Annotated in this window: 9 protein-coding genes and 1 pseudogene; 4 read left to right on the top strand and 6 right to left on the bottom strand. The window is 45.1% G+C overall.

Annotated features, from left to right (window positions below; genetic code table 11):
• Window positions 1-14 precede the first annotated feature (14 nt).
• Window positions 15-989 (bottom strand): arginine deiminase-related protein, encoded by a 975-nt coding sequence (locus tag AB6D93_RS15555; RefSeq protein ID WP_017061193.1) that lies wholly within the window; start codon window positions 987-989, stop codon window positions 15-17.
• 586 nt (window positions 990-1,575) lie between these two features.
• Here AB6D93_RS15555 and AB6D93_RS15550 point away from each other — a divergent pair.
• Complete coding sequence (locus tag AB6D93_RS15550; RefSeq protein ID WP_102333568.1) at window positions 1,576-3,426, top strand: ABC transporter ATP-binding protein; 1,851 nt, start codon at window positions 1,576-1,578, stop codon at window positions 3,424-3,426.
• A 286-nt stretch (window positions 3,427-3,712) separates the two neighbouring features.
• Entirely contained in the window at window positions 3,713-4,417 is a 705-nt protein-coding gene (locus AB6D93_RS15545) for a hypothetical protein (protein ID WP_017065155.1), read from the top strand.
• A gap of 108 nt (window positions 4,418-4,525) precedes the next feature.
• Here the strand turns inward: AB6D93_RS15545 and AB6D93_RS15540 are convergent, their stop codons facing one another.
• Window positions 4,526-5,014: an Lrp/AsnC family transcriptional regulator gene (locus AB6D93_RS15540; RefSeq protein WP_004732526.1), complete on the bottom strand. Its 489-nt coding sequence runs from the start codon at window positions 5,012-5,014 to the stop codon at window positions 4,526-4,528.
• A 278-nt stretch (window positions 5,015-5,292) separates the two neighbouring features.
• Here AB6D93_RS15540 and AB6D93_RS15535 point away from each other — a divergent pair, with 278 nt between their 5' ends.
• Window positions 5,293-5,463 carry a hypothetical protein gene (locus AB6D93_RS15535; protein WP_017061196.1) on the top strand — a complete coding sequence of 57 codons (171 nt, stop codon included), beginning with the start codon at window positions 5,293-5,295 and terminating at the stop codon, window positions 5,461-5,463.
• Between the two features lie 638 nt (window positions 5,464-6,101).
• Here AB6D93_RS15535 and putP read toward each other — a convergent pair.
• The 4 genes from putP to AB6D93_RS15515 form a co-directional block, all read right to left on the bottom strand.
• On the bottom strand, window positions 6,102-7,592 hold the full coding sequence (putP, locus tag AB6D93_RS15530; protein WP_029236483.1) for a sodium/proline symporter PutP: 1,491 nt from the start codon (window positions 7,590-7,592) through the stop codon (window positions 6,102-6,104).
• 183 nt (window positions 7,593-7,775) lie between these two features.
• A complete protein-coding gene (locus AB6D93_RS15525) occupies window positions 7,776-8,480 on the bottom strand; it encodes a 1-pyrroline-5-carboxylate dehydrogenase (RefSeq protein WP_102333569.1) in 705 nt (234 codons plus the stop codon).
• A gap of 11 nt (window positions 8,481-8,491) precedes the next feature.
• Window positions 8,492-11,629 carry a bifunctional proline dehydrogenase/L-glutamate gamma-semialdehyde dehydrogenase PutA gene (putA, locus tag AB6D93_RS15520; RefSeq protein WP_102333570.1) on the bottom strand — a complete coding sequence of 1,046 codons (3,138 nt, stop codon included), beginning with the start codon at window positions 11,627-11,629 and terminating at the stop codon, window positions 8,492-8,494.
• A 181-nt stretch (window positions 11,630-11,810) separates the two neighbouring features.
• Complete coding sequence (locus tag AB6D93_RS15515) at window positions 11,811-12,635, bottom strand: AraC family transcriptional regulator (RefSeq protein ID WP_017065150.1); 825 nt, start codon at window positions 12,633-12,635, stop codon at window positions 11,811-11,813.
• A gap of 240 nt (window positions 12,636-12,875) precedes the next feature.
• Here AB6D93_RS15515 and AB6D93_RS15510 point away from each other — a divergent pair.
• A pseudogene (locus AB6D93_RS15510) lies at window positions 12,876-13,052 on the top strand (SUMF1/EgtB/PvdO family nonheme iron enzyme); the annotation flags it as partial.
• Window positions 13,053-13,370: the final 318 nt, after the last annotated feature.

Here is a 13,370-nt window from a genome sequence, read left to right as displayed (position 1 = left end):
AAAGTGAGTGCTTGTTACAGACGATTTACTCGCGTTGGTAAAAACACCTCACCCAACATGCATCGCACCGAACCACCGCCAATGTCTTCAATCGTTTTCACGTTAAATGGCAGCAGTTTTCCATGCGTCGAAAGCTGAGCTAACTGGGCTGGAGAAAACGCATCGTAAGCCGATTGAGACATCGCGATCACCTTGTCGCCATTCACGGTTTCAAGCTGCAGGATGTTGCCACAGAAACGGTTCATCTGATCAATTGAGATAGAGATAACCTGCTTATCTTTAGCAAGCGACTTCACCACAAAGCGGCGTTCAAACTCAGGAATCACTTCATCACAGATCACGCAGAAGTTATCGCCAATCGCCATCATCACATTGGTATGGTAAATCGGTTGGCCAGACGGTAATGCCGTTTGGAACGAGACCACGCGAGAATAACCAATGCGCTTCGCATAATCTTCTAACACTTCGCGGTCACAACGCTGAGAAAGCGCAGCGTAGATGGTCTTGTTGATATGGTCGATAACCATCACGCCCGTGCTCTCTAGATAAGAACCTTGCGCGATGTAAGACTCTAGAGACTCGCTATGGTTAACAATGCGACCCGACGCTTCTAACGCTTCAATAAGAGCATTTGGCTTAACTTCATTCTGACGGTTTTCACACGCCATAGGGAACGTGAATAAGCTTCCATCACTACAGGTACTGAACCAGTTGTTTGGGAAAACAGCATCCGGAGTTTCAACGCCCAATTCTGGGTAATCAAACTCTACAACTTGCACACCTTCTTTACGCAACGAAGCGACCATAGCTTTAAATTCGGCCATCGTTTCTACTTTCACCTCAGCTTCGGTCAGATTAACTCTGTGCTGAAATTCGTTATCACGTGCTGTTTCTTCGTTAAATTTAAACTCTTTTGGTGGCACCATAACAACGCAATTGGCGTTTTGAACATTAGTGATATGAAGTGATTTTTTGTGTAGGTTTAACATTTCAACCGTCCCTATCTTTTATTTACTTCAGAATTGTAAACAACTTGTTACGACAAGATTCACTGAAAAGAATATTTATTTGAATATTTATCCCAAACAATTCCTGCAAAAGTCAGTTTATTCGGTAATTTTTACTGCAAGATAACAGCACATCAGAAAGAACCAACTGTATGCATATTCGTTAAGTCACTTTATGGATAAATATTCTGATTCCATTTTCTCGCCCATCACGAGTTTTGATTACAATTCAATCCATTTAACGTTAGGATTATCACCGTTGCATAACAATCAATTACGTTTGAAATAAGCTTAACTTTTCCTGTCTAATTCAATCTAAAATAAGCGTCATGAAAGACACTCTTTGGACCTTTCCTGTATCGCTTAGACAAAGTTTTAGTGTTTTAAAGCCAAGTGCCTAAATAGGCGCTAGAACAAAATCCATCGAATGACTTAATACTGATAAGAACCCATGGGCGCTTATATAATTTCAAACTAAGACAGTTAAATTTCGAATCAAGACCATAAAAACAAAGCTGCACCAACGATGCAGTCGCTTATAGATGCACTAGTTTATAAAGGGAAATCTATGTACAAGAAATTTGAAGGCTTTACTGAAGCCTTTCCAAAGGGAGAGCCGATACAACCTCCTACTGGCATACTGGCATTCTGCCGCCATTACACTCGAGGTTTCGAAAAACCATTGATTTTGCTCGGGTTGATGAGCATGACCATCGCGATCATCGAAGTCGCGCTGTTCGGTTACATGGGGCAATTGGTCGACTGGCTATCAACAAGCAACCCAGACACTTTCTTAGCAGACAACGAATCGACATTGATGGGGCTCGGTATTCTGCTGTTGGTTGTGATGCCAATCTTGATCAGTGTTTACTCGCTATTGCTTCACCAAACTTTGCTGGGCAACTACCCAATGTCGATTCGTTGGTTAGCACACCGCTACCTTTTGAAGCAAAGCCTGTCCTTCTATCAAGATGACTTCGCCGGACGTGTCGCGACCAAAGTGATGCAAACCTCGCTTGCAGTGCGCGAAACTGTGACCAAGATGGTCGATGTGTTTGTCTACGTGACGGTTTACTTCACGGCGATGCTGTTCATGCTTGCTGAATCAGATTGGCGCTTGATGGCTCCGATGCTGATTTGGCTATTCGTTTACATCGGTATTCAACTGCACTTCGTGCCAAAGCTAAAAGACGTGTCTTCAGAGCAAGCGGATGCTCGTTCACTGATGACAGGTCGTATTGTTGATAGCTACACCAACATCGCGACGGTGAAATTGTTCTCACACAGTAAAAGAGAAACCAAATACGCCGAAGAAGGCATGGAAGGCTTCCTAGATACTGTGCACCGCCAAATGCGCTTGGTAACCGGCTTCAACATCTGCGTGGAATTCGCTAACTATCTATTGGTGTTCAGCATTGCGGGTATCTCTATCTACCTATGGCTAGATAGCGCAATCACCGTGGGTGCAATCGCGATTGCGGTCAGCTTGGCTCTGCGTATTAACGGCATGTCGAAATGGATCATGTGGGAAATTGGTGGTCTGTTTGAGAACCTTGGTACCGTGATTGACGGCATTAAAACTCTGTCTAAGCCTATTGCTATTGAAGACAAGAAAGACGCGAAGCCTCTGGAGGTTCCACAAGGCGGTATCAACTTCGACAATGTAAGCTTTAACTACGGTGAGAATAAGGGGGTGATCAACAACCTAAACCTCAACATCAAACCGGGTGAAAAAGTGGGTTTGGTTGGCCGTTCAGGTGCAGGTAAATCGACCCTAGTTAACTTACTACTGCGTTTCCACGATGTAGAAAGTGGTCGCATCCTGATTGATGACCAAGAGATCTCGAGCGTTACTCAAGATTCTCTGCGTAGCAACATAGGTATGGTGACCCAAGATACCTCACTGCTGCACCGTTCGATCAAAGACAACATTCTTTACGGTCGACCAGAGGCATCAGACGAAGAAGTATACGCGGCAACTAAACAAGCACACGCGCATGAGTTTATCGAAACGCTAACCGACCCGTTTGGCAACATTGGTTACGATGCTCAAGTAGGTGAACGTGGCGTTAAGCTTTCTGGTGGTCAGCGTCAACGTGTGGCTATCTCACGTGTTCTTCTAAAGAATGCTCCATTACTTGTTCTCGATGAAGCAACTTCTGCACTCGATTCTGAGGTAGAGGCAGCGATTCAAGAGAGCTTGATTGAGCTAATGGAAGGCAAAACGGTTATTGCGATTGCACACCGCCTGTCGACCATCGCAGCGATGGATCGCCTGATCGTGCTTGATGCCGGCAATATCGTAGAAGAAGGCACGCACCAAGAGCTGATTAACCAGAATGGTATTTATGCGCAGCTATGGAATCACCAAACCGGTGGCTTCATTGCCGATGACCTTGAGCAAGCTACAAACGCTTAATTTTTGTGCTATTTTAAAAGTGCGATGTGATTCACAGCAATTTGTTTATTAGCGGTAAATTACACATGGCAGAATGTTATGTCGTAATTATATAATGACATTAACACCAAAGACGCCTCGCTTGCGCGTTCTGGAATAAGGCTAGACTTCGGGGGGAGGCTAGCCTTTTTTATGCCTGCTATTTGGCGCTCTTTGCTACCTGTCCAATAAACTTCATCGATCCTTTTGTTTTTTTTTTGGCGTTTTTTTCTTAAAATGCGCGCAATATTCTTTCTAGAGATCAACCATGAACAAAAGTGTCTTAACTAACGTTATCGCGTTAGCGCTGCTTGCTGGCGGCTATGCGACAGCAAACCAATACTTGCTTTATGCAGGCCTATTCGCCTTTTCTGGTGCCATCACCAACTGGCTTGCGATTCACATGTTGTTCGAGAAAGTACCCGGCCTATACGGTTCTGGAGTGATTCCAGCGCGCTTTGAAGAGTTCAAGGCAGCCATCAAGCAACTGATGATGGAGCAATTCTTTACAGAAAGTAACATCGACCGCTTCCTAAGCAGCGAGATGACAGGAAAGTCGCTCAATCTAGAGCCTGTGATTCAGAAGATCGACTTTAACCCTGCATTCGACTCACTGGTGCATGTTATCGAGAACTCTCAGTTTGGCGGTATGTTGGCAATGTTTGGTGGCACAGAAGCACTAGAGCCAATGAAAGCGCCGTTTGTTGAGAAGATGCAAGAATCTGTGATTGAAATCAGCAAGAGTGATTCTGTAAAAAATGCCATCAAAGACGAGCTAGAATCGCCTGCGATGATGGATGAAATCAAAGAAAACATTGAGGCGATCATCGATCAGCGCTTGAATGAACTAACACCTAAGCTGGTTAAAGAGATGGTTCAGACCATGATCAAGAAACACCTTGGCTGGCTTGTGGTTTGGGGCGGTGTATTCGGTGGTGTGATTGGCTTAATCTCTGCGGCCATTACGCTTTAAGGCGAACAAGTTTATCGGATTGCTCTTTATCTGACGCTCAACAAAAAATGGAAGCTTATTGCTTCCATTTTTTATATCTAAATCACGTTGGTAAGCGAAATTAGGCCACTATTTTAGAGTTGCCAACAACTCAGGGTTCACGCCGAAGCCCTTTTTATGCTCTTCAATCACCACTTCACTACGTGTCTGAATCACACCAGGCAAGGTGCCCAGCTTGGTGGCCATAAACGCTTGGTACGCCTTCATGTCTTTCACTCGAACCTTGATCATGGTGTCAAAGTCACCCGACAGTGAGTAGCACTCTTCCACCTCAGGCATCATTTCCACGGCTTGGGCAAATTTGTCGAAGATCGAAAAGCTAGTCTGATCGAGACGGATATGGATAAAGACTTGAACATCGAGTCCCAGCTTTTCTGAACAAAGCTCAGCATGATAGCCCGTGATGTAGCCCTCTTTCTCCAATCGCTTGAGTCTATCAGAGCAAGGTGACGTCGTAAGGTTGACCTGTTTTGCCAGTTCAACAACAGGTAAACGCCCTTTCATATGCAGAATTCTTAGTATCTCTTTATCGATACGATCGAGCTGATGCTGAGACATAACATTCCTTAAACATTCTAAATTCCGCTCAGTATATTCCATACCAAGTGCAATCGAAGAAAACCTCGCTCACACATTTAAAAACTAAATGCACGGATGATATTCACGCCAGATATAAACACATACAAATAGATAAGAACCCTTATAAATCAAACTCTGGTTATTAACAAATTATTATAGAAATGACCCGATTAACAAATAAGTTGAGCCGGAAACGAAAGAAAGGATATAGGCCAAAGTGAATAATATAATTATCAAAGAGAAAGGATGACTCTATTATGAAAACGCAAGAACTCGCATATAAACCTTACGGTATTGGTTCATGGACACACGTAACGGTATCAAAAGATGTTGCTCAGGCACTAGCAAATGAATACTCAAACTATGGTTGGGATGTGAAGATTGATGGCGACGCCATTGTTGCCGAGCTAGCACTCAAAGCCGCATAGAAACGCAAAAACCTCCTAAAACGGAGGTTTTTTGATCTAAGTTAGTGAGCGCTTACTGTAAGTTAAGCTAAACCAATTTGGGGTACAGTACTTCCTGTTTCGCAACGACAATTGCACGTGCGGCAGAAGTGCTGAGTTTCCATATCGTAGTACAGGTTTCCACTAAATAGTTTTGACGTCCATTGCATCATACGGCCAGAAGCTGTCTCGGGCTCTGATTCACAACGTTTCATTATAGACTTATGTAGTGTTGTTTTTTTACATCCTTTGCAATAGAGATCAGGCATACCTTTGTCCTATAGGTCTTTAGTGGTTACTGACAATTGACACATCATGTCCAATTCGGTTCCACAATTCACCGAGCTAATGACAAAAGTGAGCGCCAAGTTCAAAAAATAGCCATTTTTCTGTTTTATTTTTTGACATCACACGCCATTGAGTAAGTTGATCTTTCCCTTCTCACGCAAGATCCTACCGCTTCGATTTACATTGTAAACCCCCATTTCAATATCAGAAAACCTCGAATAAACTTAATTTGAAATAAGACAAAGGTCGTACTCACATAAAAAAATAGAGCCACCGAAGTGACTCTATTGTTCATGTCTTTTGCTAATTCATTGGTATTTTTACAATGTAAATTAGTCTAGCTCAACAAGGTTCTTCTCGAACTCAGCGTGTTGCTTCTTTACTTCGTCTTCAGGCTCGCCAGTAATTAGGCTCACGATAACGATAGAAAGCGTCGATAGGATGATTCCCGGTACGATTTCGTACACATCGAACCAACCGCCCGTGAACTGTTTCCAAAGTACAATCGTCACACCACCAACCACGATACCCGCTAGAGCGCCGTTACGGTTCATACGAGACCAGTACAGGCTCAATACAATAGCTGGGCCGAATGCAGCACCAAAACCAGCCCATGCATAAGATACAAGGCCAAGAACTGAACTGTCTGGCGTCATCGCTAGCACAAGTGCAATTAGAGAGATTAGGATTACCGCGAAGCGGCCTACACGAACGATCTCTTCAGACGTCGCATCTTTCTTAAGTACTTGCTTGTATAGATCTTCTGCCATCGCAGATGAAGAAACAAGAAGTTGTGAATCCGCAGTACTCATGATTGCCGCTAGGATTGCAGCAAGTAAGATACCTGCGATTACTGGGTGGAACATCGCGTTCACAAGAAGCATGAAGATCTTCTCGCCATCGTCTAGCTTAGGCGCGCCAGAGTTAGTCACGTAGATTAGACCAACAAGACCTACTAGCATTGCACCAACCATAGACAGAGCAGACCATACCACCGCGATACGACGCGCTGTTGTTAGGTCTTTGTTGCTACGTGTTGCTTTGAAACGAGCAAGGATGTGTGGCTGACCGAAGTAACCTAGACCCCATGCCGCTAGCGAGATGATCGCGATAGCAGAAAGTGGCTCACCTTTCACATCATTCCATAGCGTGAGAAGCTCTGGGTTGATGTTGTGAAGATCAGTCGATAGCTGACCAAGACCACCGTTCATCGCTGCGATTGGTACAATCAATAGCGCAGCAGACATCAGCAGACCTTGAACCAAATCCGTCCAAGATACCGCAAGGAAACCACCAAATAGCGTGTAAGAAACCACACATACTGTACCGATGATTACCGCTGTTGTGTAATCTAGGCCGAATACTGTTTCAAACAATTTACCACCTGCTACCAAGCCAGAACTTGTGTAGAAAAGGAAGAATAAAAGGATAAAGAAAGCAGAAATTGTTTGGATCAGCTTAGAATTATCATTGAAACGACGAGATAGGAACTCAGGTAGCGTCAGTGACTCTGTTGTAATGCTGTAAGTACGCAGACGCTTAGCACTGATTAACCAGTTCGCCCAAGTACCAACTAGCAGGCCACCAGCAAGCCAGAATGCTTCAAAACCAGCAGCATAAGCGTAACCCGGTAGACCAAGTAGTAGCCAACCACTCATGTCTGATGCACCAGCAGAAAGTGCAGCAGGCCATGGGCCTAGCGAACGACCACCTAGGAAGTAGTCTGTCGAGCTAGAAGTACGTTTGTAAGCAATAACACCGATTGCCAGCATCATAATTAGATACGCAATGAACGTCGTCGTTATTGCAAAACTGTTTTCTATCATTTGATAGTCCTCATTTGTAAAAAGCCTTCCATACCTAATTCAATGCAAGACACTCACCGTAAAGGCAAGCGAGTGCATTGAGTTAGGTATTGAGGCTCCAAGGCACTATGAGTTAAATCCAAAGATGGTGAAACCAACAATGGAGAAAACAAAAGTGCTTAGAGCCAATGTTACTGAAGGTTAGTGAGCTTCGCTTCCAAGTTCGAGCAAGGTCGCGTTACCGCCCACGGCTGTTATATTTATAGTTCGCGTACGCTCGGTAATGAAGCGCAGCGATAGGTGTGGATCATTAGCAACATTCATTGCCGTTAGATCCGTTTCAGCTACTAAACCGACGATTGCACCGTCACGCTTAGCAAGTTGTAAATTGATAGCTTGAGCCGTTTGTGAATTACCCACGTAACCCGCACTTCGTACATCGCAAGACAGCAGCTGTTGAGCAGCGTCGTACGAGGCAACCTGCACCAAGTTCGTCGGTAAATTCGCTTGTTTCGCTGCATCAGCGATCAAGGTGTTGAATTGCACGTCATCACTGCACAATTGCACGCTGTTACCCGCTAATAGTGCTGCGGTAATCATCGCGGTTGCTGTTTGCAGTGCTGGCTCTTTGTCTTGGCAATCATCAACAATCACCAAAGCCACACCACGTCCTGCAGCATACAGCTCGTTTGTTTCACCAGTCGGGCCAGCCATTAGGTGCTGCTCAGAAAGCAGCGCAGAGGCTTGCTCTAGGTGATAAGTTGCCACTGCCGCCAAAGACGTAGATTGGCTTTCGATCTCTGATTTGAATGCAAGTACCTGAGCACTCTTATGATCAAAGTCGGTAAGATTCCATTGTTCCCACGCTAACAAAGCATCAGAAAAACCTGTCACTTGATGAACCATGATACTGCTCCTTATGCCTTGTCTTGTGATTGAGAAAAATGAACATCAGTAAAGCGGTATAGGTAGTGAGGACCACCCGCTTTAGGGCCAGTACCCGACAAACCTTGACCGCCGAATGGTTGAACACCAACAACAGCGCCCACTTGGTCACGGTTGATGTAGCAGTTACCCACACGAATGTGTTTCTCGATCCAACGGTAAGTTGTTTCGTTACGGCTGTGGATACCCATAGTTAGACCAAAACCGGTTTGGTTAATTTGGTCTACTACTTGTGTCAACTCACTCGCTTTGAAGCGAACGATGTGAAGCACAGGGCCAAACTGTTCTTCTGTCAAGCAGCTGATGTCATCGATTTCAAACGCACTTGGTGGAACAAAGTCACCATGTTCACAATCCGTACCTAAAGAAAGTTGAGCCACCTTCTTCTGGGTATTGGTCATGTTTTCTAAGTGCGCCATTAGCTTCTGTTTTGCGTTTTGGTCGATAACAGGGCCAACATCGGTTTTATGAAGGTGTGGAATACCAACACTCAACTCGTCCATTGCACCGTGAATCAATCCAACCACGCGGTCTGCAATGTCTTCTTGGATGTAAAGCACACGCAGTGCAGAACAACGTTGACCTGCTGAAGCGAATGCAGAACGAATAACATCACGAACTACCTGTTCAGGCAGTGCGGTACTGTCGACGATCATCGCATTCTGACCACCGGTTTCCGCGATAAACGGAACAGGCTTAGCGTTACGACTTGCCAATGACACGTTGATACGTTGTGCTGTTGGTGTTGAACCCGTAAAGGCAACGCCCGCAATGGCATCATGGCTGGTAAGTGCACTGCCGATCTCAGCGCCACGCCCCGGTAGTAACTGAATAGTGCCAGCAGGGAAACCCGCTTCATTCATCAGTTCAACGGCGCGAGCTGCAATTAAGCTTGTTTGCTCGGCAGGCTTAGCCACAACCGTGTTACCCGCAACCAAAGCTGCTGTAATTTGGCCAAGGAAGATAGCGAGAGGGAAGTTCCAAGGGCTAATACAAACGAACACGCCACGACCTTGTCGAGAAGCAATTCGTGTTTGGCCATCAAAACCTTTTAGTTCGAAACCTTGTAGGTTATCCGCTTGTTTTGCGTAGTAACGACAGAAGTCGACCGCTTCACGCACTTCATCAATGCTGTCGTGAATTGTCTTACCCGCTTCTTGATGACAAATTGCCACCAGCTCAGCCAGGTTTTCTTCCATCAGATCCGCCAACTTCTCAAGCGCAGCGGCTTTGGTTTCAACCGATGTCGCATTCCAATCAGCAAATGCGGCGTCTGCACCAGTGATCGCTGCGGAAACATGATCAAGGTTTGCAAAAGCCACCTGACCCACGCTAATACGACGATCGTAAGGTGCTGTTACTTGTTCAACATTCTGATCAGCCTTGATCATGCTTTCGGCAAGAGATTCGCCGTTGATCACAGGTCCAGCAGTCCATTGATTGTTCAAAAAGCCTTTTACTTGCTCTTCAAACTGATGCGCTTCGCTCTCGATATCAATGTTCACACCGTATGAGTTCTTACGCTCAGGGAATACCGCTGGCGGCAGAGGAATCTTAGTGTTGTTCAACGTATCGAATGCCAAAAGCATGTCGACTGGATGCTGTGTTAGCTCTGCTACAGGGCAACGAGCATCAACCAAACGGTGTACAAACGAGCTGTTTGCACCATTCTCTAACAGACGACGTACTAGGTATGGCAGTAGATCTTTATGGCTACCAACTGGCGCGTAAATACGTACCGACTGTTGGTAAGCTTCCATTGCATGGTTGTAAAGTGAATCACCCATGCCGTGTAAGCGTTGGAATTCAAAGTCTTTATGGTCTGTCATCACTGCAATAGCGGAAACCGTATGAGCATTGTGGCTAGCAAACTGCGGGAAGATATTGCCACGAACACTTGGGCTCAATAGATAACGCGCACACGCTAGGTAGGCTACATCAGTCGCTTCTTTGCGAGTGTAAACAGGGTAGTTATCGAAACCAGCTTGTTGTGACCATTTGATCTCACTATCCCAGTAAGCACCTTTAACTAGGCGAAGTGGGATTAAGTCACCCTGCTCTTTTGCTAGGCGGTTTAGCCAAACTAGAACCGGTAACGCACGCTTTGAATACGCTTGAATAACCAGACCAAACTTGCCCCAGCCTTTCACTAGCTCGCTGCGATACAGTTTTTCGAATAACTTAAGCGAAAGCTCTAGGCGATCCGCTTCTTCTGCATCAATCGTGATCGCAACATCAAGCTCAATCGCACGGCGCAGTAACTGCTCTAGCGTGTCGCATAGCTCAGTCAGTACGCGGTCTTCGTTCGCCACTTCGTAACGAGGATGAAGTGCAGAAAGCTTGATAGACACAGATGGCGCTGGGCTAGATTTTGAAGAGACATAAGTGTCTCGACCTACGGCTTCAATCGCCATTAGGTAATCTTTAAAGTACTTATTTGCGTCAGCTGTGGTCAGTGCTGCTTCACCTAGCATGTCGTATGAGTAGGTAAAGCCTTTGTCGCGCATCGACTTACCGTTCTTTTGCGCTTCAGCAATGCTGCGGCCAAGAACAAATTGGTGACCCATCACTTTCATCGCTTGGTGCATCGCTTTACGAATTACCGGCTCAGAAAGCTTGTTCACTAAACGGTTAACCGCTTGTCCAGCACTCTGCTCGTTCGATGAAAGTCCAACCACCTTGCCTGTTAGCATTAAGCCCCAAGTTGAAGCGTTAACAAAAACCGAATCAGAATTCTTTAGGTGAGACTTCCAATCCGCAACGCTTAGCTTGTCGCGAATCAGTGCATCAGCCGTTGCTGAATCAGGAATACGCATCAAGGCTTCCGCCAGACACATCAGCAAGATGCCCTCTTGAGTATCTAAGCTGTATTCAAGCAACAGTGCATCGATCATCTGGATAGAAGTCTTATCCGCACGGATAGCTTCGATCAAAGAAGTCGTTTTGTCTGTGATTTGCTGCTTTTCAGACTCAGAAGGGGTAGCTAGTGGCAGAAGTTGCTCTAGCCATTGGGTTTCATCCACCATATATAATGGTGAGATAAGCGTCCAAAGATCAGCAAGCGACTGCTCATTGAATTCTGGCTTTAACACATCAGTAGCTGTAAACATGCGTTTTCCTTAATCTCACACCCGAAAAGAGTTCGGGATCTCTACAATGGCTGCAGTGTATTTAGAGTATATAAGGATTACTTGTCAAAAACTCCGAGTTTTTTGCTAAAAACTCGCTTTATTAACAAAACAAACACAAGGTCACATATGAAACTTTAAAATAATATGCCGTTTTGTTTCACTATTTAACAGAAATTTTCTTTTTGTATTGGGATGGTGACATGCCTTGAAGGCGTGAAAAGGTGTGAGTAAAGGAAGATTGACCGGAGAAACCAGCCAGTTCAGCGACCTGACCAAGGCTTAGATTACCTTGTTCAATTAAACGACGAGAACGGTCGATGCGCTTGCCAAGAACGTACTGGTGAGGGGTAATGCCCATTTGCTCTTTGAATAACATATGGAACTGGCTTTCACCCAAGAACACACTACCCGCAAGCTGCGCGACGGAGATCTTGTTTGCTAAATGCTGTTCTATGTAGCGATCCAACGCTTCAAGATCAAAGCGTGAATCTTTGATTGAGGTTTCAAATGCCGAGATGTGCCTTTGCATCAATGCAATCACCGTATCATTGCACGCACGGCTTAATAACAGATCATCAGGACTGGCCTGCATCTCTTGCACCAACATATGGATAAGCTTTTGAATTTGCGCATCTAATTGGAAGTAGACGTTCGATGATTCTAACTGGTTAATCTTCTCTAGCATCAGAGGGTCATCATCGGTTGGCATAGGCATGTTGAGCACGAGAATATCCGACTGACCAACCACTCCGCCGAAAGCATGATCAGAGCTCGCTGTCACCACACAACCTTGTCCTGGGCCAACAAGATTCCCCTTACCACTCACTTCAAATTCCGCCTGACCTTTTAAACCAATCACCACCTGAGAATAATGGTGATCGTGGCAATCCATATGCGATGGCAAAGTGATGATCTCAGCAGGACGAGGGCCAGTAAGGCCTAGCGGAGAAAGGTCTAGGTTAGGAAAGGGTAAAGGTTTAGACATGACAGAAAAATACTCGGGTCAACATAGTAAGAATAATACTCTTAAATGCGCATAAGATGAATTTGTAAATGCTCATGAGAGTTATTTGCTCGCGAGAATGAAAAGATCATTATCGCGATCATCTTGATCATGCCTCCGGAAAGATGATCAAGAGTGTACAAACTACGGGCATTGTAAAACCAATCGTTCCGGCGAGTTTAGGGACTTCACAAGCAATCACACGAACACGAAAAACATTTTACAGGCTTCTACGACATGGTGGGTAATGTATGGGAATGGACAACCGTTCAGAAAGGCCTCGCGAAGGGTGGCGCGTGGAGCTTCTCTCCTGAAGAGGCAAAGGTGTTTAACGAACTGTACGTACCGCCTTCAACGGCAGCAAACTATCTAGGATTCCGAGTAGTACGAGAGCTCTAGGCTCCCTGTCACAGGCTCAAAATCCCAAATATTTACTCTAGGTTCTCAATTATCACATTGAGCAGCATTTATAGGGGAATTCCCCCCTTATGCATAAGCACTCCTAGGAGTAGATTCGTCGATAGAGTAGTAAGTCACTCTGGGTATCAAATTGATGCCTCAGTTTAATTTACCTGACCCTCGTAAATTAGACTGAAAATCTTCTACATGTCGACAAGGCATATCTTGTCTTTAGCCAGCCCCTCTTCAGGCTGGCTTTTTTTTGGTTCATCGCGGATTAGCGGGAACTAAAAACAAAAACGGTAGTAAGTGATATGG

The sequence above is a fragment of the Vibrio sp. 10N.247.310.23 genome, assembly GCF_041467155.1.
Lineage (GTDB): Bacteria > Pseudomonadota > Gammaproteobacteria > Enterobacterales > Vibrionaceae > Vibrio > Vibrio crassostreae_C.
The sequence above is the reverse complement of the archived record's forward strand: the minus strand, read 5'-3'. Positions and strand labels throughout refer to the sequence as shown.

What these genes read in the sequence shown, in the direction of transcription:
- AB6D93_RS15555 (WP_017061193.1), bottom strand. Translation starts at nt 989, where the DNA reads ATGTTAAACCTACACAAAAAATCACTTCATATCACTAATGTTCAAAAC.
- AB6D93_RS15550 (WP_102333568.1), top strand. Translation starts at nt 1,576, where the DNA reads ATGTACAAGAAATTTGAAGGCTTTACTGAAGCCTTTCCAAAGGGAGAG.
- AB6D93_RS15545 (WP_017065155.1), top strand. Translation starts at nt 3,713, where the DNA reads ATGAACAAAAGTGTCTTAACTAACGTTATCGCGTTAGCGCTGCTTGCT.
- AB6D93_RS15540 (WP_004732526.1), bottom strand. Translation starts at nt 5,014, where the DNA reads ATGTCTCAGCATCAGCTCGATCGTATCGATAAAGAGATACTAAGAATT.
- AB6D93_RS15535 (WP_017061196.1), top strand. Translation starts at nt 5,293, where the DNA reads ATGAAAACGCAAGAACTCGCATATAAACCTTACGGTATTGGTTCATGG.
- AB6D93_RS15525 (WP_102333569.1), bottom strand. Translation starts at nt 8,480, where the DNA reads ATGGTTCATCAAGTGACAGGTTTTTCTGATGCTTTGTTAGCGTGGGAA.
- putA (WP_102333570.1), bottom strand. Translation starts at nt 11,629, where the DNA reads ATGTTTACAGCTACTGATGTGTTAAAGCCAGAATTCAATGAGCAGTCG.
- AB6D93_RS15515 (WP_017065150.1), bottom strand. Translation starts at nt 12,635, where the DNA reads ATGTCTAAACCTTTACCCTTTCCTAACCTAGACCTTTCTCCGCTAGGC.